The organism is Bacillus sp. TSO22, from assembly GCF_020223595.1.
Classification (GTDB): Bacteria; Bacillota; Bacilli; order Bacillales; family Bacillaceae; genus Bacillus; species Bacillus inaquosorum.
The window spans coordinates 260058-283975 of record NZ_JAHAWO010000012.1 but is presented as its reverse complement, the minus strand read 5'-3'; the positions used below and the strand labels follow the sequence as shown (position 1 = coordinate 283975).

General features: G+C 44.9%; 22 protein-coding genes. 16 read left to right on the top strand and 6 right to left on the bottom strand.

The annotated features are described in order from the left end of the window. Position 1: 1 nt before the first annotated feature. On the bottom strand, positions 2-910 hold the full coding sequence (locus tag KHQ79_RS15425; protein WP_003239594.1) for an RluA family pseudouridine synthase: 909 nt from the start codon (positions 908-910) through the stop codon (positions 2-4). 110 nt (positions 911-1020) lie between these two features. Here KHQ79_RS15425 and KHQ79_RS15420 point away from each other — a divergent pair, with 110 nt between their 5' ends. The 14 genes from KHQ79_RS15420 to KHQ79_RS15355 all read left to right on the top strand — a co-directional run bounded on the left by KHQ79_RS15420 (position 1021) and on the right by KHQ79_RS15355 (position 16101). Further along, on the top strand, positions 1021-1416 hold the full coding sequence (locus KHQ79_RS15420) for a YhcU family protein (RefSeq protein WP_003239593.1): 396 nt from the start codon (positions 1021-1023) through the stop codon (positions 1414-1416). Positions 1417-1553: 137 nt separating this feature from the next. Next, positions 1554-1976 (top strand): CBS domain-containing protein, encoded by a 423-nt coding sequence (locus tag KHQ79_RS15415; RefSeq protein WP_019257888.1) that lies wholly within the window; start codon positions 1554-1556, stop codon positions 1974-1976. Between the two features lie 125 nt (positions 1977-2101). Further along, entirely contained in the window at positions 2102-2764 is a 663-nt protein-coding gene (locus KHQ79_RS15410; protein ID WP_084991801.1) for an HAD family hydrolase, read from the top strand. A 15-nt stretch (positions 2765-2779) separates the two neighbouring features. After that, positions 2780-4321, top strand: a complete 1542-nt coding sequence (locus KHQ79_RS15405) for a bifunctional GNAT family N-acetyltransferase/carbon-nitrogen hydrolase family protein (RefSeq protein ID WP_003239590.1) — start codon at positions 2780-2782, stop codon at positions 4319-4321. A gap of 107 nt (positions 4322-4428) precedes the next feature. Beyond that, entirely contained in the window at positions 4429-5343 is a 915-nt protein-coding gene (locus KHQ79_RS15400; RefSeq protein ID WP_225515917.1) for an AEC family transporter, read from the top strand. Between the two features lie 144 nt (positions 5344-5487). Next, complete coding sequence (locus KHQ79_RS15395; RefSeq protein ID WP_225515979.1) at positions 5488-6840, top strand: aspartate aminotransferase family protein; 1353 nt, start codon at positions 5488-5490, stop codon at positions 6838-6840. 30 nt (positions 6841-6870) lie between these two features. Continuing rightward, positions 6871-7446, top strand: a complete 576-nt coding sequence (gene glpP / locus KHQ79_RS15390) for a glycerol uptake operon antiterminator GlpP (RefSeq protein ID WP_003239587.1) — start codon at positions 6871-6873, stop codon at positions 7444-7446. A 178-nt stretch (positions 7447-7624) separates the two neighbouring features. Further along, entirely contained in the window at positions 7625-8449 is an 825-nt protein-coding gene (gene glpF / locus KHQ79_RS15385; protein ID WP_003239586.1) for a glycerol uptake facilitator protein GlpF, read from the top strand. An 18-nt stretch (positions 8450-8467) separates the two neighbouring features. After that, complete coding sequence (gene glpK, locus KHQ79_RS15380; protein WP_225515915.1) at positions 8468-9958, top strand: glycerol kinase GlpK; 1491 nt, start codon at positions 8468-8470, stop codon at positions 9956-9958. 141 nt (positions 9959-10099) lie between these two features. Further along, positions 10100-11767 (top strand): glycerol-3-phosphate dehydrogenase, encoded by a 1668-nt coding sequence (gene glpD, locus KHQ79_RS15375; RefSeq protein ID WP_225515977.1) that lies wholly within the window; start codon positions 10100-10102, stop codon positions 11765-11767. 131 nt (positions 11768-11898) lie between these two features. Further along, positions 11899-13644: a phospho-sugar mutase gene (locus KHQ79_RS15370; protein ID WP_225515913.1), complete on the top strand. Its 1746-nt coding sequence runs from the start codon at positions 11899-11901 to the stop codon at positions 13642-13644. Positions 13645-13793: 149 nt separating this feature from the next. Beyond that, the gene (locus KHQ79_RS15365) at positions 13794-14936 is read left to right on the top strand and encodes a GAF domain-containing sensor histidine kinase (protein ID WP_225515911.1); all 1143 of its coding nucleotides are present in this window, start codon (positions 13794-13796) and stop codon (positions 14934-14936) included. Then, complete coding sequence (locus KHQ79_RS15360) at positions 14933-15580, top strand: response regulator (RefSeq protein ID WP_225515909.1); 648 nt, start codon at positions 14933-14935, stop codon at positions 15578-15580. Before KHQ79_RS15365 ends, KHQ79_RS15360 begins: the two co-directional genes overlap by 4 nt. Next, complete coding sequence (locus KHQ79_RS15355; RefSeq protein ID WP_060398257.1) at positions 15577-16101, top strand: NADPH-dependent FMN reductase; 525 nt, start codon at positions 15577-15579, stop codon at positions 16099-16101. The genes KHQ79_RS15360 and KHQ79_RS15355 overlap by 4 nt, the downstream gene beginning before the upstream one ends. Positions 16102-16115: 14 nt before the next feature. Here KHQ79_RS15355 and KHQ79_RS15350 read toward each other — a convergent pair whose 3' ends face one another. Continuing rightward, complete coding sequence (locus KHQ79_RS15350; protein WP_003224139.1) at positions 16116-16358, bottom strand: YhdB family protein; 243 nt, start codon at positions 16356-16358, stop codon at positions 16116-16118. Positions 16359-16558: 200 nt separating this feature from the next. On the opposite strand from KHQ79_RS15350, the gene KHQ79_RS15345 reads away from it, so the two are divergent. Beyond that, the gene (locus tag KHQ79_RS15345; RefSeq protein ID WP_225515907.1) at positions 16559-16882 is read left to right on the top strand and encodes a YqzG/YhdC family protein; all 324 of its coding nucleotides are present in this window, start codon (positions 16559-16561) and stop codon (positions 16880-16882) included. Positions 16883-16923: 41 nt separating this feature from the next. On the opposite strand, the gene lytF is transcribed toward KHQ79_RS15345, so the two are convergent. From lytF to KHQ79_RS15330, 3 genes are all read right to left on the bottom strand, one after another. Beyond that, positions 16924-18366, bottom strand: a complete 1443-nt coding sequence (lytF, locus tag KHQ79_RS15340) for a peptidoglycan endopeptidase LytF (protein WP_060398258.1) — start codon at positions 18364-18366, stop codon at positions 16924-16926. Positions 18367-18517: 151 nt separating this feature from the next. Further along, a complete protein-coding gene (nsrR, locus tag KHQ79_RS15335; protein WP_003239574.1) occupies positions 18518-18958 on the bottom strand; it encodes a nitric oxide-sensing transcriptional repressor NsrR in 441 nt (146 codons plus the stop codon). 113 nt (positions 18959-19071) lie between these two features. After that, positions 19072-20598, bottom strand: coding sequence for a mechanosensitive ion channel (locus KHQ79_RS15330; protein ID WP_418656669.1), 1527 nt, complete (start codon positions 20596-20598; stop codon positions 19072-19074). Positions 20599-20763: 165 nt separating this feature from the next. Between KHQ79_RS15330 and spoVR the strand changes: the two genes are divergently transcribed. Continuing rightward, complete coding sequence (gene spoVR, locus KHQ79_RS15325) at positions 20764-22170, top strand: stage V sporulation protein SpoVR (protein WP_225515905.1); 1407 nt, start codon at positions 20764-20766, stop codon at positions 22168-22170. Positions 22171-22204: 34 nt separating this feature from the next. Here the strand turns inward: spoVR and phoA are convergent, their stop codons facing one another. Further along, on the bottom strand, positions 22205-23581 hold the full coding sequence (gene phoA / locus KHQ79_RS15320; protein ID WP_225515903.1) for an alkaline phosphatase PhoA: 1377 nt from the start codon (positions 23579-23581) through the stop codon (positions 22205-22207). Positions 23582-23918: the final 337 nt, after the last annotated feature.

Here is a 23918-nt window from a genome sequence, read left to right as displayed (position 1 = left end):
TTCATGAAAAATATGTGTGGCAAAGGCTTTCTATATCAACTGGGAAAGGCGCTTCGGCAACAATTAGCTCACCGGTTATCGGATGAACCGCTTGTACCTTTTTGGCGTGCAGCGCCTGCCTGTTTAGCAGTTTGCTCCCGCCTCCGTAAAGCAAGTCTCCTGTCAGCGGATGGCCGATGCTCGCCATATGAACACGAATTTGATGTGTTCTGCCCGTTTCCAGCTCTAATTCAATGAGTGACAGCCGCTCTTTCGCATTGCTGGCAATCAACTTGAAATGAGTGACGGCTGCTTGCCCGCCTGGTGAAACCCGGCGTCTTGTCGGGTGTGAACGGTCTCTGCCGATCGGTGAATCAATTGTCCCTTTTTTCGTCTTTAGCTTTCCTTCAGCGATGGCGGTATACGTACGCTTCAGCGTCTTTTTCTCTAACTGCTGATCTAAGATGGCATGTGCCAAACGATGCTTGGCAAAAACGACTGCACCGGATGTATCCTGATCAAGGCGATGAACATGGCGCACCTTGCATGCTTCGCCATTCACCTGATAATGGTATGCGATCAAATTAGCCAGTGTTCCGGTTTGGCCCTCCTCATTGGGATGGGTCGCTATGCCAGCAGGTTTATTGACGATGAGCATGTGATTGTCTTCAAATAAAATATCAAGCTCTCCATACTCCGGAATGACGGAGGATTCTTCACTTTCCTGAAGATCAATGAACACGCGGTCACCTTTTTTAACGATGACGTTGTTTGTGACTGATTCATGATTGACCTTTATCTGGTGATGCGACACCCAGTCTTGAATCACGGGTTTAGAGGCTTTGAGCGATGTTTTCAGTACAGAAAACATCCATTGGCCATCTTGTTTGTCATTGATGAGGAGCTCAAGCCCTCTGCCTTTTTGTTTCATGTCAAATGGCTCCTTTTCGAAGCGGAAGGCCGCTGTTTCTCATAGGAAACACTTACCTTAGCTTTCGTGTTTTTTTCTGTGCTATTCTTGATTAAGACTTAGGATATTCGATGGCAAGAAAGGTGATTGACGTGAGAATTATGAACGCAGCAACTGCAGAACAGGAGAGCTTTATCAAGGAGCTGTCAATGGAGCTATTCCATGATGTATTTCCTCTTTATTTCTCCGAACTGGATATTCAGCGCTTTAAAAAGAAAGGTGTTCTGTCTTTAAATAACCATTATTACCAAGGAACATTAAAAGAAGCGTTTCAAATTATGGCTTGTCTGCAAATGATACATATTATCCTGACAAAGCCTTCGCCGCACTTTGATGTGAGTGATCAGGCGATTTTTGAGAAAAACAGCAAGATGCTGAATGATTTCGGGATTTATTTTCCGTTTGCTTTTTCTGACTTTCAAACGAAAACAAACAAAGCCTTTTTCGGTCACAGAAGGCTGATATAATCTTGCAGCAAGAGCTTTTCCATTTTCAGAAAAGCTCTTTTTTGCATCAGAGAAATCATATCATAAAACCTTTCCTCTAACTCCCTTTTTAATCGGCACGTGTCTGAACATACTAATGATTGAAAGGGGTGCTGACAATGAGTTCAGTAAAAGATACAATGACAACGCAGGTGGCAACCGTTTCACCGAATCAAACGATTCAGGAAGCGGCTTCTCTCATGAAACAGCATAACGTCGGGGTGATTCCCGTTGTAGAGCAAGGTGTTTTAAAAGGAATGCTGACTGACCGTGACATTGCATTAAGAACTACAGCTCAGGGCCGAGATGGCCAGACACCCGTTTCAGAAGTGATGTCAACAGACCTCGTATCAGGAAATCCTAATATGAGTCTGGAAGACGCGTCGCAGCTGATGGCCCAGCACCAAATCCGCCGCCTTCCTATTGTAGATCAAAACAATCTAGTCGGGATCGTTGCGCTTGGAGACCTGGCAGTCAATCAGATGTCGAACGAGTCTGCGGGAGAAGCGCTGACAAACATTTCTCATCAAAACATTCATTAATAAGAAAGAGCTTGCGGTGTGCAGGCTCTTTCTTCACATAAACCTTACTTTTTGAAAGCAGACATGTTTCGGGGTATAGTGAGTGTATACATATGTCTCAATTCGGACTAAAGGAGTTGTACGCAGTGATTAAAGCGTTAATTTTTGATTTTGACGGACTTATTCTAGATACAGAAACACATGAATATGAAGTCCTTCAGGAAATATTTGAGGAACACGGCTCAGTCCTGCCGTTATCCGTCTGGGGAAAGGTGATCGGAACAGCCGCGGGATTTCGGCCCTTTGAATATTTAGAAGAGCAGATCGGCAAAAAGCTGAACCATGAAGAGCTGACAACATTGCGAAGAGAACGGTTTGCGAAACGCATGGAAACAGAAAAAGCAAGACCGGGTGTCGAGGCGTATCTGAATGCGGCAAAGGATTTAGGCTTAAAAGTAGGCCTTGCCTCCAGCTCTGATTATAAGTGGGTATCGGGCCATTTGAAGCAAATCGGCCTGTTTGATGATTTTGAGGTCATTCAAACGGCGGATGATGTGGAAGAGGTCAAGCCGAATCCTGAATTGTATTTATTGGCGGCAAAGAATCTTGGCGTATCGCCATCAGAATGTCTCGCGTTTGAGGATTCTGTCAACGGTTCGATTGCTGCGAAAAGAGCGGGGATGAAGTGTGTCATCGTCCCGAATAAAGTAACAAGCACCTTGATGTTTGAAGATTATGATCACAGGCTTGAATCAATGGCGGAGATGGAGCTCGCCCTATTGCTTGATCATCTGAACACACAACACTAGAAAGGAGCGAGTAGTTTGTCTGAGAAATTAGATTTGACCCGTTTTGAAAAGAAAATGGTCATTCGCAATATCGAAGAGAAGGACATCGACAAGATTATCGATCTTCAAAAGGATTGCTTTCCGGGAATGGAGCCTTGGAAGCGGGAGCATTTAATCAGCCATCTGGAACATTTTCCTGAAGGGCAGTTTTGTGCAGAATTCGAAGGTGAAATTATCGGTTCGTGCTCAAGTCTCCTGATTAATTTTGATGAATATGATGACCGCCATACGTGGCAGGACATTACTGATGACGGCTATATCACCAACCATAATCCCGACGGTTTGAACATGTACGGAATTGAGGTCATGGTGCATCCGAAATACAGACGAATGAAAATCGGCCACCGTTTGTACGAGGCTAGAAAGGACTTAGCCAGACGCTTAAATCTAAAAAGCATCATCATAGGCGGACGGATTCCGAACTATCACAAATATGCAGATGAAATGACGGCAAGAGAGTATGTTGAACAGGTGACACGCCACCAAATTTACGATCCGGTGCTTTCTTTCCAGCTGATGAACGGCTTTACTCTTATGCGGATTAACCCGAATTATCTCCCGGATGATACAGCTTCGATCAAGTATGCGACGCTGATGGAATGGAACAATGTCGATTATCTTCCGCAGCAGACAAAACGCTATTATAAATCAGCGTTCCCTGTGAGAATTTGTGTGATCCAATACGAAATGAAGAAAATTTATTCCTTTGAGGAATTTGCGAATCAAGTAGAGTACTATGTCGATGTCGCTTCCGACGCGAGATCTGATTTTGCGGTGTTCCCGGAAATTTTCACAACCCAGCTGATGTCTTTTCTTGAGGAACGGTCACCGAGCTTGGCGGTACAGAGAATTACCGAGTATACAGAAGATTACATCAGCCTTTTTACTGATTTGGCCGTGAAGTACAACGTCAACATTATCGGCGGGTCTCATTTCGTCGAAGAGGAAGGCAAGATCTATAATATCGCTTATCTGTTCAGACGGGACGGAACGATCGAGAAGCAATATAAACTCCATATTACGCCGAATGAACGCAAATGGTGGGGAATCAGCGCCGGAGACCAGGTTCGCGTGTTTGATACGGACTGCGGAAAAATCGCGATTCAAATCTGTTACGATATTGAGTTTCCTGAGCTTGCCCGGATTGCAGCGGATAAAGGCGCAAAAATTATTTTTACGCCATTTTGTACAGAAGATCGCCAAGGCTATTTGCGTGTCAGATACTGTTCGCAGGCAAGAGCGGTTGAAAATCAAATTTATACGGTCATTTCCGGAACGGTTGGAAACCTTCCGCAAACGGAAAATATGGATATCCAATACGCTCAGTCAGGCATCTTTGCACCATCTGATTTTGAATTCGCCAGAGACGGCATTGTCGGTGAAACAAATCCGAATATCGAAATGGTCGTCATCGGCGATGTTGACCTGGAAATTCTCAGAAGACAGCGCCAAAACGGCACAGTGCGCCAGCTAAAAGACAGACGGCGTGATATCTATCATATTCAGTATAAAAAATAATCCCAAAACCCGCCAACAGGCGGGTTTTTTATTAAAAGCGGAATTGAAACGTTTACGCGCTTTCTTTAAAATAAAAGTAAATTGTATATCGGAAAAGAAGGTGCCTTATGGAGTTTCTGCTTGTTTTAGTTCCTGTTTTCGGAATTTTCGCAATTGGTTATATCGGACAGAAAACACTCGGCTTTGATATTCAAACACTGTCCAAAATGTCCTTATACTTAATGTCTCCTTTTCTGGCGTTTGATACGTTTTATACGAACAAGCTGACGATGGATTATGTCTATCTTTCTATATTTGTGCTGGGGCTTTGCTTGGTTCTTGTTCTATTTGTCTACTTTTTATCTTTTTTTCATAAGTACCCGAATCAAGATCGCTGTGCAATGATTCTGTCATCTGCTTTTATGAATAACGGCAATTACGGAACGCCTGTTGTCCTGCTGGTGTTTGGGACAGCCGGTCTGGACACGGCCGTTGTGTTAATGGTGCTGCAGCAGTTAATCATGAGTACGATCGGCATGTATTATGCAGCAAAAGGAGGTTCGGAGGAAGGCGAATTTAAAACGGTCATGACCCGGGTTATCCGTATGCCTGTTGCGTACGGGGCACTTTTAGGCGCAATACTTCAGCTTATGCATATTTCAATCCCAAAAGAGTTAATGACGGGAATTGAGCTGGTCGGAAATGCGGCAATTCCGACGATTATGATCATTCTGGGCATGCAGCTTGCACTGATTTCTTTCAAGAATATTGAATACAGAAAAATTTCTTATTCATTGCTTTTGAAGCTGATGGTATCGCCGGTGATTGCGCTAGGCTTTACATTGATATTGCCTGTGGATGATATGACAAAACAAATCATGATTCTCGTCGCCGCTATGCCGACTGCTGCCAATACGACTTTAATGGCTGTCCAGTTTAATACAAGGCCGGAAGTCGTTTCGAGCGCTACCTTTATCAGCACGATGCTGAGTATTGTCACCTTGCCTGTTCTGCTTTGGATGCTGCATCCTCTTTCTTCTTGAGAAAGAGGAAGTTTTATTATTTCCGCGGTTTATTGACTCCAACCCCGTCTGGCTTTATATTGAAGGCAGGGAAATCATCACCTAGACATCACATAAGAGAAGGTCTGTTTCAATTGAATTGGCACTTTAGTGAACGCTAAAGAAATGGAGATGATGGGGATGGAAAACATTCAGCAAAATCAGGGATTAAAGCAAAAAGATGAGCAATTTGTGTGGCATGCCATGAAGGGAGCGCATCAAGCGGACAGCCTGATTGCCCAAAAGGCTGAAGGGGCCTGGGTGACTGACATAGACGGACGCCGCTATTTGGATGCGATGTCCGGTTTATGGTGTGTTAATATTGGTTACGGCAGGAAGGAGCTTGCAGAGGCTGCCTATGAGCAATTAAAGGAGCTGCCTTATTACCCGTTAACGCAAAGCCACGCACCGGCAATTCAGCTGGCGGAAAAGCTGAATGAATGGCTTGGCGGCGATTATGTGATCTTTTTTTCCAACAGCGGATCGGAAGCTAACGAAACTGCTTTTAAGATCGCCCGCCAGTACCATCTGCAAAACGGTGACCATAGCCGTTATAAATTCATCTCAAGATATCGGGCATATCACGGCAACACATTGGGAGCGCTCTCAGCAACCGGACAGGCGCAGCGGAAATATAAATATGAGCCTTTAAGCCAGGGATTTCTGCATGCAGCCCCGCCAGATGTATACCGGAATCCTGAGGATGCAGATACACTTGAAAGCGCAAATGAAATTGACCGCATCATGACATGGGAATTAAGCGAAACAATTGCCGGGGTCATCATGGAGCCTATCATAACGGGCGGAGGCATCTTAATGCCGCCGGACGGATATATGAAGAAGGTGGAGGACGTTTGCCGCCGCCACGGAGCTCTTTTGATTTGCGATGAAGTCATCTGCGGTTTTGGACGGACAGGCGAGCGGTTCGGATTTATGCATTACGGCGTGAAGCCGGATATTATTACGATGGCGAAGGGAATCACGAGTGCGTATCTGCCATTGTCAGCGACGGCTGTGAAACGGGACATTTTCGAAGCGTACCAAGGTGAAGCGCCTTATGACCGTTTCCGCCACGTGAACACATTCGGCGGAAGCCCGGCTGCCTGTGCATTGGCGTTGAAAAACCTGCAAATTATGGAGGACGAACAGCTGATTCAGCGATCCCGCGACCTTGGAGCAAAGCTTTTAGGTGAGCTTCAGGCCTTAAGAGAACACCCGGCGGTCGGAGATGTTAGAGGAAAAGGGCTGCTGATCGGAATCGAGCTCGTCAAAGATAAATTGACAAAAGAGCCGGCTGATGCCGACAAAGTAAACCAAGTGGTTTTGGCGTGCAAAGAAAAAGGGCTGATCATCGGCAAAAACGGCGATACAGTCGCCGGCTACAACAACGTCATCCAGCTTGCGCCGCCATTTTGCCTGACAGAAGAGGACCTTTCCTTTATCGTGAAAACGGTGAAAGATAGCTTTCAGACGATTTAATATAAAAGTGATTTGTTAAAGGAGCACACGATGAGTTTTCACAATCAGCCTATTTTACCGGCTATTCGAAATATGAAGCAATTTGATGAGTTTTTGAACAGTTCATTTTCCTACGGCGTTATTCTTGATATTCATCTCGGCCAGCTGAAGGGTGTGATCAGAGAGGCGCAAAAGCACGGAAAGAACATGATGGTGCACGTCGATCTCATCCAAGGGATCAAGCATGATGAATACGGAGCTGAGTTTATTTGCCAGGACATCAAGCCCGCTGGGATTATTTCAACAAGATCGAACGTGATTGCCAAAGCGAAGCAGAAGAAAATTTATGCGATCCAGCGCCTGTTTCTGCTCGATACAAGTGCGATGGAGAAAAGCATGGAGTTTGTCGGCAAGCATAAGCCTGACTTCATTGAAGTGCTGCCCGGCATCGTCCCGTCACTCATTCGAGAAATAAAAGAGAAAACAGGGATTCCTATCTTTGCTGGCGGTTTCATCCGTACGGAAGAGGATGTAGAACAGGCCTTGAAAGCGGGAGCTGTTGCTGTCACTACATCTAATACCAAATTATGGAAGAAATATGAAAACTTTTTGACAGAAAGTGATTGACACCGCTTTCATCCACTGATACAATTGCACTAGGTTAATACATTGTGATGGAGAACTCGGAGACCACAGCAGCTCTTTACGGTAAATGTCTATGCACCCGTAAAGCGGTTTGTTGTGGTTTTTTTCTTCTCTTCTTCTCTATCATACTTCTTAATCGTGACTCTAGGAGGAATGTGCTATGACAGCATTTTGGGGAGAAGTCATCGGTACGATGCTGCTGATCATTTTTGGAGCAGGGGTTTGTGCAGGTGTCAATTTAAAGAAATCGCTTTCATTCCAGTCTGGCTGGATTGTTGTTGTATTTGGGTGGGGATTGGGTGTTGCCATGGCGGCTTATGCAGTTGGCGGCATCAGCGGAGCACACTTGAATCCGGCGCTAACGATAGCGCTTGCATTTGTTGGAGATTTTCCGTGGGAAGAGGTTCCCGTTTATATTGCGGCGCAAATGATCGGAGCGATCATCGGTGCGGTGATTATCTATTTGCATTACCTTCCGCATTGGAAGTCAACGGATGATCCTGCTGCCAAGCTGGGGGTTTTCTCAACAGGCCCCAGCATTCCGCATACATTTGCAAACGTTTTAAGTGAAGTAATTGGGACTTTTGTCCTTGTGCTTGGAATCCTGGCCATTGGGGCAAATCAATTTACAGAAGGGCTTAATCCTTTAATCGTCGGTTTCCTCATTGTGGCGATCGGTATCTCTCTTGGAGGCACCACCGGCTATGCGATTAATCCGGCCCGTGACTTAGGCCCGCGGATTGCCCACGCTTTTCTTCCGATTCCGGGGAAAGGCTCATCAAATTGGAAATACGCATGGGTTCCGGTAGTCGGCCCGATTTTAGGCGGATCGTTCGGCGGTGTATTTTACAACGCAGCATTTAAAGGGCACATCACAAGCAGTTTCTGGATTGTAAGCGTTATATTGGTTGTGGTATTGTTAGGACTCTATGTTTATACGAAATCACATTCAGCTAAAACATTATCAAATTCAAAATATATTTAATCAAAGGGGAGACATCTTATGGAAACGTACATTTTATCCTTAGATCAGGGGACGACAAGTTCAAGAGCGATTCTGTTTAATAAAGAAGGCAAAATCGTTCACTCCGCTCAAAAGGAATTTACACAATACTTCCCGCACCCAGGATGGGTTGAGCATAATGCGAATGAAATTTGGGGCTCTGTTCTCGCTGTTATTGCAACAGTCATTTCTGAATCGGGGATCAGTGCTTCGCAAATTGCCGGCATCGGTATCACGAACCAGCGTGAGACGGCAGTTGTGTGGGATAAGGACACAGGAAACCCTGTCTATAATGCGATCGTTTGGCAGTCCAGACAGACGTCGGGTATTTGTGAGGAGCTTCGTGAAAAAGGATATAATGATCTATTCAGAGAAAAAACGGGGCTTTTAATCGATCCGTATTTCTCCGGTACGAAGGTGAAGTGGATTTTAGACAATGTGGAAGGCGCGCGAGAAAAAGCGGAAAAAGGCGAGCTGCTGTTTGGAACGATTGATACATGGCTCATCTGGAAAATGTCCGGAGGAAAAGCGCATGTGACTGATTACTCCAATGCCTCCAGAACGCTGATGTTTAATATTTACGATTTAAAATGGGATGATGAGCTTCTCGACATTTTAGATGTACCGAAATCAATGCTTCCTGAGGTGAAACCATCCTCCCAGGTGTATGCTGAAACTGTTGATTATCACTTCTTCGGCAAAAATATTCCGATTGCGGGAGCGGCAGGCGACCAGCAGTCCGCGCTGTTCGGCCAGGCGTGCTTTGAAGAAGGCATGGGGAAAAACACGTACGGCACAGGATGTTTCATGCTGATGAATACCGGGGAAAAAGCAATTAAGTCCGAACACGGGCTTTTAACGACAATTGCATGGGGCATTGATGGAAAAGTTGAATATGCTTTAGAAGGCAGTATTTTTGTCGCAGGCTCTGCCATCCAATGGCTCAGAGATGGATTGAGAATGTTCCAAGATTCTTCGCTAAGCGAAACTTACGCAGAGAAAGTGGATTCAACTGACGGCGTATATGTTGTTCCCGCATTTGTCGGCTTGGGAACGCCATACTGGGACAGTGACGTGCGCGGTTCGGTTTTCGGCCTGACAAGAGGCACAACAAAAGAACATTTTATCCGTGCGACATTGGAGTCTTTGGCTTACCAGACAAAAGATGTGCTTGACGCAATGGAAGCTGATTCAAACATTCAATTAAAGACGCTTCGTGTAGACGGGGGTGCCGTGAAAAATAATTTCCTGATGCAGTTCCAGGGAGATCTTCTGAATGTTCCTGTGGAGCGGCCGGAAATTAATGAAACAACTGCGCTTGGCGCGGCTTATTTGGCAGGTATCGCTGTGGGATTCTGGAAGGACCGTTCTGAAATCGCGAACCAGTGGAATCTGGATAAACGGTTTGAACCTGAATTAGAAGAAGAAAAACGAAATGAGCTGTATACAGGCTGGCAAAAAGCCGTTAAAGCAGCTATGGCTTTTAAATGAACTGAGAGTATGATATACTGATTACAAGTTAATAAGAACGGTCCTGAGATGAGGAGAGACCACAGCACCAAAGTGTAAGCATGCACTTTGGCTGTTGTGGTCTCTTTTTCTATTTACACACCGTGACAACAAGGAGGAGCAATAATGAAACATCAATTTTCAAGTCTTGAAAGAGATCGCATGCTGACAGACATGACGAAAAAAACATATGATCTATTTATTATCGGAGGAGGAATTACAGGAGCGGGAACAGCTCTTGACGCGGCATCAAGGGGAATGAAGGTTGCGCTCAGCGAAATGCAGGATTTCGCGGCGGGAACATCAAGCCGATCAACGAAGCTGGTTCATGGCGGCTTGCGCTATTTAAAACAATTTGAAGTGAAAATGGTCGCTGAGGTAGGGAAAGAACGGGCGATTGTTTATGAAAACGGCCCGCACGTCACCACGCCGGAATGGATGCTGCTTCCGTTTCACAAAGGCGGCACATTCGGTTCGTTTACAACATCTATCGGGTTAAGAGTTTATGACTTCCTGGCAGGCGTGAAAAAGTCAGAACGAAGAAGCATGCTTTCAGCAAAAGAAACGCTGCAAAAGGAGCCATTGGTGAAAAAAGACGGCTTAAAAGGCGGCGGATACTATGTGGAATACCGCACTGACGATGCGAGACTAACAATCGAAGTCATGAAGGAAGCGGTAAAATTCGGAGCAGAGCCTGTGAATTATTCCAAAGTGAAAGAGCTCCTTTACGAAAAAGGCAAAGCAGTCGGCGTATTAATTGAAGATGTGCTGACAAAGAAAGAATATAAAGTGTATGCGAAAAAAATTGTTAATGCGACAGGCCCTTGGGTCGATCAGCTCAGAGAAAAAGACCATTCGAAAAACGGAAAGCATTTGCAGCATACAAAAGGCGTTCACCTTGTATTTGACCAGTCTGTCTTCCCGCTGAAACAGGCGGTATATTTCGATACACCTGACGGCCGTATGGTATTTGCGATTCCACGTGAAGGCAAAACATACGTGGGGACAACAGACACCGTTTACAAAGAGGCGCTGGAGCATCCGCGAATGACAACGGCGGATCGTGATTACGTCATCAATTCAATCAATTATATGTTCCCGGAACTGAATATCACTGCGAACGATATCGAATCCAGCTGGGCGGGGCTGCGTCCGCTGATTCATGAAGAAGGCAAAGACCCTTCTGAAATTTCACGGAAAGACGAGATTTGGACATCTGACTCAGGCTTGATCACCATCGCCGGCGGAAAACTGACCGGATACAGAAAAATGGCTGAGCACATCGTCGATCTTGTGCGTGATCGCTTAAAAGAAGAAGGCGAAAAGGATTTCGGGCCATGTAAAACGAAAAACATGCCAATCTCAGGAGGGCACGTCGGCGGTTCTAAAAATCTCATGTCATTCGTTACGGCGAAAACGAAAGAAGGAATCGCAGCCGGTTTATCAGAAAAAGACGCAAAACAGCTGGCGATCAGATACGGCTCTAACGTAGAGCATGTATTTAACCGCGTGGAAGCACTGAAGGACGAGGCGGCAAAACGCCACATTCCGGTTCATATTCTTGCTGAGACAGAATACAGTATAGAAGAAGAGCTGGCCGCAACACCTGCTGACTTCTTTGCCCGCAGAACGGGACGTTTATTTTTTGATATCAATTGGGTAAGAACATATAAAGATGCCGTTATTGATTTTATGAGCGAGCGATTCCAATGGGATGAGCAGACGAAAAACAAACATACAGAAAACCTCAACAAGCTTTTACACGATGCGGTTGTGCCGCTCGAACAATAAATCATAACGGGCTGCCTGTCAGCCCGTTATTTCTTTTACGTGCCGAAAGTGCCAGATCTCAGGTTATCAAGTGACAGAGGCACTCGCTTCATATAAAATAATGGCATAAGCTGATACATAGGAGGACGAATATGACTTGGAGAAAGAGCTATGAACGGTGGAAACAGACAGAAAATTTAGATCCGGAACTAAAAGAGCGCCTCGCTGAATTAGAGGGGAATGAACAGGCTCTTGAGGACTGCTTCTATAAAAACCTTGAATTCGGTACTGGCGGAATGCGCGGAGAAATCGGCGCCGGGACGAATCGCATGAATATTTACACTGTGCGCAAAGCATCAGCCGGGTTTGCGGCATATATCTTGCAGCAAGGTGAGGAAGCGCAAAAACGGGGCGTTGTCATTGCTTATGATTCCCGCCATAAATCGCCGGAGTTTGCGATGGAAGCGGCAAAAACACTTGCTACACAAGGCATCCAAACATACGTATTTGATGAGCTTCGCCCGACGCCGGAGCTGTCATTCGCTGTCAGACAGCTGAACGCCTATGGGGGAATTGTGGTGACGGCAAGCCATAATCCGCCTGAATATAACGGCTACAAAGTATACGGAGATGACGGCGGCCAGCTGCCTCCAAAGGAAGCGGACATCGTCATTGATCAGGTAAATGCGATTGAAAATGAGCTGACGATCACAGTCGACGATGAAAAAGCGTTAAAAGAAAAAGGCTTAATCAAGATCATCGGTGAAGACATTGATCAAGTCTATACAGAAAAACTGACGTCCATTTCCGTTCATCCTGAGTTATCCGGAGAAGTAGAAGTAAACGTTGTTTTCACACCGCTGCATGGAACTGCAAATAAACCGGTTAGACGCGGTCTTGAAGCACTCGGCTACAAAAATGTAACGGTTGTTAAAGAACAGGAGCTGCCGGATTCAGACTTCTCTACTGTTAGCTCTCCAAACCCGGAAGAGCATGCGGCATTCGAATATGCCATTAAGCTTGGTGAGGAGCAGAACGCAGATATTCTCATCGCAACAGACCCTGACGCTGATCGCCTCGGCATTGCGGTGAAAAACGATCAAGGAAAATATACAGTGCTGACAGGAAACCAAACCGGTGCGCTGCTGCTGCATTACCTCCTTTCTGAAAAGAAAAAACAAGGCATCCTGCCTGACAATGGTGTTGTGCTTAAAACAATCGTCACAAGTGAAATCGGGCGTGCTGTCGCTTCTTCATTCGGCCTTGATACGATTGATACGCTGACAGGCTTTAAGTTTATCGGTGAAAAGATTAAGGAATACGAGGCATCAGGCCAGTATACCTTCCAATTCGGTTATGAAGAGAGCTACGGTTACTTAATCGGGGATTTTGCCCGCGACAAGGACGCCATTCAGGCAGCGCTCTTGGCAGTTGAAGTTTGCGCGTTCTATAAAAAACAAGGAATGTCATTGTATGAAGCGCTCATCAATCTCTTCAACGAATACGGTTTTTATCGTGAAGGGCTGAAATCCTTGACGCTGAAAGGAAAACAGGGAGCAGAACAGATTGAAGCGATTTTGGCTTCCTTCAGACAAAATCCGCCGCAAAAAATGGCCGGCAAACAGGTTGTCACAGCCGAAGATTATGCTGTAAGCAAACGGACGCTTCTGACGGAAAACAAAGAAGAAGCGATCGATCTGCCAAAATCAAATGTACTGAAATACTTCCTGGAAGACGGGTCTTGGTTCTGCCTCCGCCCTTCCGGAACTGAGCCGAAGGTCAAATTCTACTTCGCTGTAAAAGGAACCTCTTTAGAAGACAGTGAAAAGCGTCTTGCCGCGCTTTCTGACGATGTAATGAAGGCTGTAGACGACATTGTAGAGGCTACAGCTAAATAGTTCAAGCATAAGCTGGATCATTGTAAATGATCCGGCTTTTTTCTTTTCTCATCCAAAAGTCTGAAAGAAAATCATCCCTCAAGCGAAGTAACGAAATACAAAAAACTGGTATAATCTTAAATAACAAGACCAATGCCGGAGTGAGAAACATGAGCAATACGAGGATGGAAAAATTAAAAACGCTGAAAACGATTGCGGAAACCTTAAATCAAGGGCACGATGTCAAAGCAACACTGGATGAGGTTTTAAAAGAATTGCTGAGCCTGACGAACCTTCAATCCGGATGGATTTTTTTGATCGAAGAAGACGGCTCCTATACGTTAGCGGCCGACGCTTATCTGCCCCCGGCTTTAAGCCGCAAGGAAAAAGTGCTGATGTGCGAAGGGGAGTGCTACTGCCTGACGAAATTCAATAACGGAGGGCTGAGAAGGGCCGCTAATATAATGAACTGCAAACGCATAGAATCAGCCGAGGAACTGCATTGTTTTGACACTGAAGGGATTACGCATCATGCAACTGTGCCTTTAGAAGACGGGGACAGGAGATTCGGATTGTTAAATGTAGCGGCGGCCGGAAAAACCATGTTTGATGAGGAAGAGCTGCATTTACTTGAGTCTGTCGCCTTTCAGATCGGAACGGCAATCCAGCGCATGAAGCTTTCAGAATATAAACAAAAAAATGCTCTTTTAATGGAGCGCAACCGCCTCGCTCAGGAGCTTCACGATTCCGTCAATCAAATGCTGTTTTCCGTCAGTTTAACAGCCAGAGCGGCAAAGACACTAACAAAAGATGAGAATTTGCAGCAGATGATTGATTTCATTCAAAACCTATCACAGGACGCGCTCGCAGAAATGAAAGCATTAATTTGGCAGCTTCGTCCCGGAGGATTGGAAAAAGGGCTGTCTGAAGCCATTAAAAGCTATGGCGCGCTCATCGGATTAAATGTCATTTTTACACAAAAAGGCTGTCTTGTTCTTACTGATGAGCAGGAGCATATGCTGTGGCGTATAGTACAGGAAGCTTTAAATAACTGCAAAAAGCATGCCGGTACTGATACGGCGTATGTCAGCCTGACTGCTTCTTCGTACCATGCGGAGCTGGATATCATCGATCATGGGGCAGGGTTTCGCTATGAAGCGCATGACGGGGTGCCTTCACTTGGCATCAAGGGTATGAAAGAACGGGCAGTAAAAGCCGGCGCGGCGTTTGTGATTGAGTCAGAGCTTGGTGCGGGGACAAAGCTGTCCGTCAGGCTTCCGCTAACCAATCAGAAAGGAAGGACAGTGCAATGAAAATTGTAATTGCGGATGATCACCATGTTGTCAGAAAGGGGCTTCGTTTTTTCTTCGCCACCCAGGATGATATTGAAGTTGCCGGCGAGGCCGCAACCGGAACAGAAGCTCTCCGTGTCATTGAAGAGACAAAGCCTGAACTTGTGCTGATGGATCTGTCTATGCCCGAGATGGACGGCATTCAAGCCATAAAAAAAGCAGTACAGCAATTTCCGGGCATTAATATCATTGTGCTGACGAGTTATTCCGATCAGGAGCACGTCATCCCGGCGCTGCAGGCGGGGGCGAAGGCGTATCAATTAAAGGATACGGAGCCAGAGGAATTGGTAAAAACACTAAGACAAGTGCATGCCGGCGAATACAAGCTTTCTTCAGCTATTATGCCCCTTGTTTTAACACATATGAGAAATCAGCACGATCCGGAAAAAGAAAAATTTTATCAATTAACACGAAGGGAAAAGGACGTTCTGAACGAAATTGCCAACGGCAAAAGCAATAAAGAAATCGCGGCAGCCTTGTTTATTTCAGAAAAAACAGTGAAAACCCATGTGTCGAATCTTTTAGCAAAGCTTGATGTGGCCGACCGAACGCAAGCAGCGCTTTTCGCAGTGAAATATAACCTGAATGGAGAGATCACGAAATGAACATGTTAGTCATAAACGGTACGCCCAGAAAACATGGCAGAACAAGAATTGCCGCATCCTATATTTCAGCGCTGTATCACGCGGACTTGATTGATCTAAGCGAGTTTATATTACCGATTTTTAATGGTGAAGCGGAGCAATCCGAACTTTTGCAAGTACTGGAGCTTAAGCAGCGCGTCACTAAAGCGGATGCGATTATCTTATTATCTCCTGAGTATCACAGCGGCATGAGCGGCGCTTTAAAAAATGCGCTGGATTTTCTAAGCAGCGAACAATTCAAATATAAGCCCGTTGCGTTATTGGCAGTGGCGGGAGGCGGTAAAGGCGGCATCAACGCGCTGAACAATATGAGAACAGTCATGCGGGGTGTCTACGCCAATGTCATTCCGAAGCAGCTCGTGCTTGATCCGGTGCACATTGATGTTGAAAATGCTGCAGTGACGGAAAATATAAAGGCCGGCTTAAAAGAGCTTGTCGAAGAACTTAGCCTGTTCGCAAAAGCAGGAAATCCCGGCGTCTGAACGCCGGGATTTGTTTATGTGAGCAAGGCTAATTGATCTTCGTAAGTCAGTTCTGTGGCATGATCAATATAACGGAGAAGGGAATACAGCATCTTTTCAAGAACGGCGTAATCCTGTTCAAAATGATACGCATGCAGAAAATGCTCGATTCGTTTTGATAACAAATCATCCTCTGTACGCACCATTAAAATCAATAAATTATCCCATTGAGAACGGTGAGTGTAATACAGCGCTTTATCGTAATCAGCATAATCCATGAATCGCTTCTCCTTTCTTGTGTGAGAAGTTCATGATTAGTTTATGCCGCATCCTATGTTATTGACGGGGCAAAACTTGGCGTCTGCGGCAGTACAGGGGTAGCAATATGAGGGAGACATAAAATCAAAATGCCTGAATGAAGCCATCGCTTTTGGAAATCCTATGAGAGAACATAATCTGGGTACAGGAGACTGAAAACATGAAATCTCTGCCGTATACCATTGCGCTTCTTTTTTGCGGATTAATCATCGTGTCAATGGCTGCAAAAGGGCATTCAACGGACACAAACGAGTCCGTTCAAAAGTGGGAAAAGCTCGCCTTGAGCAAAATTCAGGATGAATATAAGGGGGCTTCGTTTTCTGATTACGCTTATATGGGACGGACCGAGGTGAATGATGAGCAGACGAAAGATGTCTTTCGGGTGACGGTCAGACAGAATAACGACACCTTCTCTGTTCGGGCCGAAGTCTATTTTCATCCGGTGACGAAACATATGATCAGCATCAACGTCTTTAGGCTTTAAGCAAAAAACTGTACAGCCCTAAGGCCATACAGTTTCTGTTTTTAGAAATATCGTTTTGCACCGAGATAGCGCTGTTTCCAGTAAGAGTTGTTCATACTGGAAATGACAACTCCGGAATCATTGGCATTAATGAACTCTCCGTTTCCAAGATAAATTCCGACGTGGGAAGGGCCTGCTTTATATGTTGTAAAGAAAACAAAGTCTCCGACAGCAGGCTGGCTGACAGATTTCATTGTGTTCCAATATCCGGCTGCCGTTAATCTTGATACGGATGTGACTTTGTTCAGTGCATAGTAAATGAAACCGCTGCAGTCAAATCCGGCGGGTGTCGTCCCTCCCCAGCGATACGGAACCCCAAGCTGCTCTTTAGCGGCGGCAATCATAGTGTTGATTTTCGCGCTTGAAGAGCTGGTAGTGCTTGATGACCCGGATGAAGCAGAGGATGAAGATGAGGCTTTTCCGGTAATGACAAGCTTTTGGCCAACCTGCAAGACATCCGTTTTTAAATTGTTTTTCTCCCGAATCTGCTGAGCTGTTACATTAAACTTTTGAGCAATCACCCACAAGGAATCGCCGCTTTTCACCGTGTATGTAGTCGTCGTGCCGGAGCTTGCATTTGACGAAGAAGACGATGACGATGAAGAAGAGCCTGAAGATGCTTTACCTGTCAGCTTCAGCACTTGTCCGACGTACAGCACGTCTGATTTCAGATTGTTGCTGTTTCGGATTTGCTGTACAGTCAGGTTATAGTTGTTTGCAATTTTCCAAAGTGAATCTCCGCTTTTTACAGTGTATTTCGTTGTTGCTGAAGTTTGGTTCGAATTAGATGAAGTGTCTTTGGAAGACGTATTAGAACCGCTAGATTTTGTTTTTAACACTTGATTCACATAAATGGTGTCTGATTTTAAGTTGTTCAAGACCTTCAATTCAGCGACGGACATATTGACTTTGTTTGCAATTTTCCAAAGCGAATCTCCAAGCTTCACCTTATATGTTCCGGTAGAAGATGAAGAGCTTGAGCTCTTATTGGAACTGCTTTTTTTACTGGTACTAGAGCTGGAGCTTGAGGAAACCGTACCGGATACCTTTAATTTCTGCCCCGCACGAATCATGTCGCTGCTTAGGCCATTTAATTTTTTCAGTTCCTGCACCGTCATTTTATACTCATTTGCGATCAGCCAAAGTGAATCTCCGCTTTTCACTGTGTAAACAGAACTTCCGCTCTTCTTGGTTGTTGAGCTTGAAGTAGATGAAGTGCTGGAATTGCTGCCTGGAATGGTAAGCGTCTGGCCGATCGACAGAACAGTAGTCGAAAGATGGTTGGCGGATGTGATAGCCGCCACACTTGTATTGTAGTTTTGGGCCAGTTTCCATAAAGAATCTCCGCTTTTAACCTTAATCGTTGCTGCCTCAGCTGGTGCCACTGCTAAAGTTGTGCTGACAATCGCAGATGCTGTCAGCCCTGCTGCTAATTTCTTTTTCATCTGAGCTCTCCTTTTTCCCCCAATGATTTTGAATTCGCTGTTTCTTTTTTATATCGGCAGATTTGTCTCATCGTTTTGCCTTTTTTTAAAAACAGCCATATTATCTTAACAAAAAGGGGGAAAAAGGACATAAAAAAGAAGGAATCATTTTCTATTCCTTCATTCTTAAAAGCTTCATGATATCTTCCTTGTTTTTAACAAGGTCGCGCAGCGTATAGTTGTCTAAAACCGCAAGATAGGCCATAAGCGCTTCATTAAGTACATGTTTTAAGCCGCACACCGGGGAAATAATGCAGAGATTCTTGTTCGCATCAAAACATTCCACAATATTAAAATCATCTTCCGTTTTTCTGACAACCTCACCGATATTGATGTCTTCAGGGTCCATGCCTAAACGTATGCCGCCGCCTCGTCCGCGTATCGTTTCTACGTAGCCGAGCTGGCCGAGCCTGTATATGACTTTCATGAGATGATTTTTTGAAATAGAATATGTTTCGGCAATCTGTTTTATATTTGAAAGTTCTCCGGGACGTTCTGCAGCCAGAAAAATCAACACTCTTAACGAATAATCTGTATAATTTGTTAACTTCATAATAAGACCTCATAATAAGACATTTTCTATATCTTATCATAATCGATCGAAAAATGAAAAAAAAGGAATTTTTCAATAAAAAACGTACACCCTGCTGGGTGCACGTTTTTTATTTACATGTGATTCGGTGGATTTTGGTTTTTACGGTTCTTATCGATTTCGGTGTTTTGCATTTTGCGTTCAAATGTAGACAGATAACGTGATGCAAAATCCTTTCCGCCAAGGCCGAAGGATAAACCGAAAGCGAGTGCGAAGCCGCTAAGCACGATAATGAACGCGGAATTGACGATTGTGTCAGCGACACCAAGCTGATCCAGGGCCATAAAGAAAGCAAGTGCAATAATCGTATACTTAGCAATCGCTGCTAAAGACTTGAATTCCTGGCCTTTAATGATGCTGGCGAGCACTTTTCGCACCATTTCTCCGGCGTAAAGGCCGAATCCGAGAATGAATATGGCGACAAGGACATTTGGAAGATACGCGATGATGCCAGTCGCAATCTCTACGAGGAAGTGCAGCTGAACAATTTGCAGCGCCTCGGCTGTAAACAGCAGAATGACAATGAATTGCGCAATCATACCGACAACTTGAGACAGGGACAGCTTTGCAGATGTTCCTGCTTCCATACCCATTTTTCCTAACACAGAATCAAAGCCTGCACGATGGAGCAGTCCGGACACCATGGTGTTCACCCATTTTCCTGCCCACATACCCGCTAAAATAAGCACAATGGCAATGATGATATTCGGAAGCATGTTTAAAATGGTATTCAGCATAGAGACAGCCGGTTTCGAAATGCCGGCGACATCAAGCTGGTCAAGCGCAGAAATGACAACCGGTATTAAAATCAGCACATAAGCGATTGTTCCGATGACTGCAGAAAGGCTTGTATCTTTTAAATAAATAGATAAACCCATACGTGCAGCGAATCTTTCCGTGCCGATGCTTGCTAGGAAATTCGTAATGATGTCACGTACAAGACGGGCAACAAGCCAGCCGATTAAAACGATAAGCGCCGCAGCAAATAATTTCGGCAGAAAAGCGAGCACGCTTTCCATCATATTTGTAAACGGGCCTGAAATGCCGCTGATTTTCAAAGAAGATAAGACCCCTGGGAGGAAAACGAGTAACACAAGGTAAAAGACAATTTGTGAAGCGGCATTGACTGCCTGATGAATATCTTTCCCTTCAGACACCAAATTCCACTTGCGCACCTTGTCACTCGTGCTCAGCTTCATCCCGATTTTTTTGACAAGGAAGCTCAATACAGAGGCTGCAGCCCATCCTAACAGCAGGATGAGTCCGGCCTTCAGCACGCTTGGGATAGCCGCTGTAATTGCGGAAAGCATGCTGACAAACGGTGATGCCACTGTTGTCAGGTGCAAAATGTTAAAGAATAAAATAAAGATGATAATCAATGCAATAAAATAAACGACCTTGCTTATGACTTTTTCTGAGGAATAGCGTGATGGCTTTTTCCCAGCAAAGAGCTTGTCGTCGATTTTTGTTTTTCTGAGCCCTTTGTATACCGCTTTTTCAATGATTTTAGCGATAGCCCATCCGATTAATAAGACGAGTAAGGCAATGATTAAGTTTGGCAGCTTACTGAGATAAGAAGAAAGCATGTCTGCTACATTCAATTGGTATCGCTCCTTTTTTTCGTAATATGATGTGTTTTTACCCACTAACACAATCGGCAAACAGCTGAATGTGCGGGGCGAATTTTTTTCTTGCCCAAGTGCGGCTATCATCTTTTGTCAGGCGGGCTCATACATTATAGATAAGTCCAAGTAGGGGGGATTCGGTTGAACGCGGAGGAGAAGAAGGGATTACAGCGGGCAATTGAGGAAATTACCGAAATTGCAAAGGGATTCGGCCTTGATTTCTACCCGATGAGATATGAAATCTGCCCGGCTGAAATTATTTATACATTCGGCGCGTACGGGATGCCGACAAGATTCAGCCACTGGAGCTTCGGCAAGCAGTTTCACAAAATGAAGCTGCATTATGATCTTGGATTAAGCAAGATTTATGAGCTGGTCATTAACTCAGATCCATGCTACGCTTTTTTGCTGGACAGCAACTCACTGATCCAAAATAAATTGATTGTTGCTCACGTTCTCGCCCATTGTGATTTCTTCAAAAACAACTGCCGCTTCCAAAACACGAAGCGCGATATGGTGGAAAGCATGGCGGCAACGGCCGAGCGGATTAAACACTATGAACAGGTTCACGGGATAAAGGAAGTCGAGGCATTTTTAGACGCGATCCTATCGATTCAGGAGCATATTGATCCGTCTTTGGTCCGTCCGAAGCTCCTATGGAGTGTGGATGATGAGGAAGAGGAGCTTGAAGAGGCAGCGACGCCTTACGATGATTTATGGTCTTTGGATGAAAAGAAACCGAAAAAACAAGTGAAAAAATCGAAAAAACCTTTCCCGCCGCGGCCGGAAAAAGATATTCTGCTTTTTATCGAGGAGCATTCCCGGGATCTAGAGCCGTGGCAGCGTGATATTTTAACGATGATGAGAGAGGAAATGCTTTATTTCTGGCCTCAGCTGGAAACAAAGATTATGAATGAGGGCTGGGCTTCCTATTGGCACCAGCGAATTATACGTGAGCTTGATTTAACTTCTGATGAAGCGATAGAGTTCGCCAAGCTGAATGCAGGTGTCGTCCAGCCGTCCAAAACGGGTATCAATCCTTATTATTTAGGACTGAAAATTTTTGAAGACATTGAGGAGCGGTACAACAACCCGACTGAGGAAATGAAAAAAATAGGCGTAAATCCTGACTCAGGCAGGGAGAAAATGTTTGAGGTCAGGGAAATTGAATCCGATATCTCTTTCATCCGCAATTATTTAACAAAAGACTTAGTTATGCGGGAGGATCTTTATTTATTTCAAAAGCAGGGCAGAGATTATAAAATCGTCGATAAAGAGTGGGAGTCGGTGCGCGACCAGCTCGTGAGCATGCGGGTAAACGGCGGGTTTCCGTATTTGACAGTAAACGACGGCGACTATATGAAAAATAACGAGCTCTATATTAAGCATTGGTATGAGGGCATAGAGCTGGATTTGAAATATTTGGAGAAGGTGCTCCCTTATTTATTTCAGCTTTGGGGGAGAAGCGTGCACATCGAGTCTGTGCTTGAGGATAAGGAAGTCGTGTTTTCGTATGACGGAAAAGGTGTTCACCGTAGGTACCTTTAAAAAAAGAGGATGCAGTGTTCTGCATCCTCTTTTTTTATTTTCCTGTTTTCAAAATCTTAAAGATGTTTTTTGCCTGGTCGGTATTGTTAATCAGTCCGCGGAATTTCTCTTTTCCTGGACCGTACGCGTATACCGGCACTTCTTCGCCCGTATGATCGGTACTCGTCCATCCGCTGTTAGACCGTGTGTTCAGGATCTTGATGATGGCTTTATAGGCGCCTTTGTCCTTGTCAGCCTGGGCTGCTGTTTCAACGCTTTTGATTTCTTCAGTTGTGAAGTCAAGGTCAGTATAGCGGGCGAGCACATCTTTTGCCGGTTTGCCCTCATTGATTTTCTTTGCCATAAATTCAGGGGTTTTTTTGGCGGCGAGAATCGGCTCCGCGTGCCAATTCTTTTCGCCGTTTGCGCCAATGGTAAATCCGCCGGTCGTATGGTCAGCAGCTGCAATGACAAGCGTGTGTTTATCTTTTTTCGCAAAGTCAATCGCGGCTTTATAGGCCTGTTCAAAATCTTTAACCTCGCTCATGGCTCCTACTGTATCATTGTCATGGGCCGCCCAGTCGATTTGGCTGCCTTCGACCATTAAGAAAAATCCTTTTTTATTTTGGTTCAGACGGTCAATGGCTGAAACTGTCATGTCTTTGAGAGAAGGTGTTTTGCTGTCACGGTCCAGCGCTTTAGCAAGCCCTCCGTCTGCGAAAAGCCCAAGCACCTGCTGATCTTTATTTTTCTTCAGCGCTTGTTTTGTTGTCACATAGCTGTAGCCTGCTTGTTTGAATTCCTTCGTTAAATTTCTGTCCTTACGGTTAAAATACGATTTTCCGCCGCCAAGCAAAACGTCTATCTTTTGTTTGCCTTTTATTTTGTCATCCATATAGCTGTTGGCGATTTGGTCCATGTTTTTCCGAGATTCGTTGTGGGCGCCATATGCGGCAGGGGTGGCGTGGTTAATTTCAGACGTTGCGACGAGTCCGGTCGATTTGCCTTGCTGTTTGGCTTCTTCGAGCACTGATTTTACTTTTTTTCCGTTTTTATCGACGCCAATTGCATTGTTATATGTCTTAACGCCTGTCGCCAATGCAGTTCCGGCTGCGGCTGAGTCCGTAATATTATAGTCAGGGTCATCCGGGTGCGTCATCATCATGCCTGTCAGGTTCCGGTCAAATTCAGTTAACTTCGGGTTATTCGGTGTTTCACCGTTATTTTTCATGGAACGGTAGGCGTTTATGTACGATGCTCCCATGCCGTCACCAATCATCACAATGACATTTCTGATCTCGTCTTTGTTTTGTTTTTTGGCGCTTGCTTTTTCGGTCTGCTGCAGTTCTGCACCGGCGAATATGCCGGCTGTAAGCACGGAAACAGCTGCGATGGGCACAAGTTTTGATTTCAAGTTTTGAAACAGACTCATTTTTTTGCAGGCCTCCTTTAATGTATTCTGTATATTATGTTAGGGGAATTTTGTTAAATGCGGCTGTTGACCGTGTAAACATTAAGTAAAGCATTGTAAGGAAATGAAAAACGTCGTTTCGTTATTTTGTCTTATTTGGTTCAAAGCATTCATTTTTCCAGAAAAATCTTTACCTCTCTGTCCTTGCATGATATGTTTGTTTAAATAAAAAAACTGCAGTTCTCCGCAGCTTTCCCCGAATACTCTTTATCGCTCATTCTTCCAATATGTGAGTTGACCCCGAAAGTTTTTCATTTATTTCCTTTAAGTTGAAAAACCTCCCAAATCACATGACAAA

Excerpts from the sequence above, each read along its gene's own strand:
- lytF (WP_060398258.1), bottom strand. The coding sequence starts at position 18,366 with ATGAAAAAGAAATTAGCAGCAGGGCTGACAGCATCTGCGATTGTCAGC.
- KHQ79_RS15415 (WP_019257888.1), top strand. The coding sequence starts at position 1,554 with ATGAGTTCAGTAAAAGATACAATGACAACGCAGGTGGCAACCGTTTCA.
- KHQ79_RS15400 (WP_225515917.1), top strand. The coding sequence starts at position 4,429 with ATGGAGTTTCTGCTTGTTTTAGTTCCTGTTTTCGGAATTTTCGCAATT.
- KHQ79_RS15350 (WP_003224139.1), bottom strand. The coding sequence starts at position 16,358 with ATGGATTATGCTGATTACGATAAAGCGCTGTATTACACTCACCGTTCT.
- glpF (WP_003239586.1), top strand. The coding sequence starts at position 7,625 with ATGACAGCATTTTGGGGAGAAGTCATCGGTACGATGCTGCTGATCATT.
- KHQ79_RS15395 (WP_225515979.1), top strand. The coding sequence starts at position 5,488 with ATGGAGATGATGGGGATGGAAAACATTCAGCAAAATCAGGGATTAAAG.
- glpK (WP_225515915.1), top strand. The coding sequence starts at position 8,468 with ATGGAAACGTACATTTTATCCTTAGATCAGGGGACGACAAGTTCAAGA.
- nsrR (WP_003239574.1), bottom strand. The coding sequence starts at position 18,958 with ATGAAGTTAACAAATTATACAGATTATTCGTTAAGAGTGTTGATTTTT.
- glpP (WP_003239587.1), top strand. The coding sequence starts at position 6,871 with ATGAGTTTTCACAATCAGCCTATTTTACCGGCTATTCGAAATATGAAG.
- KHQ79_RS15370 (WP_225515913.1), top strand. The coding sequence starts at position 11,899 with ATGACTTGGAGAAAGAGCTATGAACGGTGGAAACAGACAGAAAATTTA.
- KHQ79_RS15425 (WP_003239594.1), bottom strand. The coding sequence starts at position 910 with ATGAAACAAAAAGGCAGAGGGCTTGAGCTCCTCATCAATGACAAACAA.
- phoA (WP_225515903.1), bottom strand. The coding sequence starts at position 23,581 with ATGAGTCTGTTTCAAAACTTGAAATCAAAACTTGTGCCCATCGCAGCT.
- KHQ79_RS15355 (WP_060398257.1), top strand. The coding sequence starts at position 15,577 with ATGAACATGTTAGTCATAAACGGTACGCCCAGAAAACATGGCAGAACA.
- KHQ79_RS15420 (WP_003239593.1), top strand. The coding sequence starts at position 1,021 with ATGGCAAGAAAGGTGATTGACGTGAGAATTATGAACGCAGCAACTGCA.
- KHQ79_RS15360 (WP_225515909.1), top strand. The coding sequence starts at position 14,933 with ATGAAAATTGTAATTGCGGATGATCACCATGTTGTCAGAAAGGGGCTT.
- KHQ79_RS15345 (WP_225515907.1), top strand. The coding sequence starts at position 16,559 with ATGAAATCTCTGCCGTATACCATTGCGCTTCTTTTTTGCGGATTAATC.
- KHQ79_RS15365 (WP_225515911.1), top strand. The coding sequence starts at position 13,794 with ATGAGCAATACGAGGATGGAAAAATTAAAAACGCTGAAAACGATTGCG.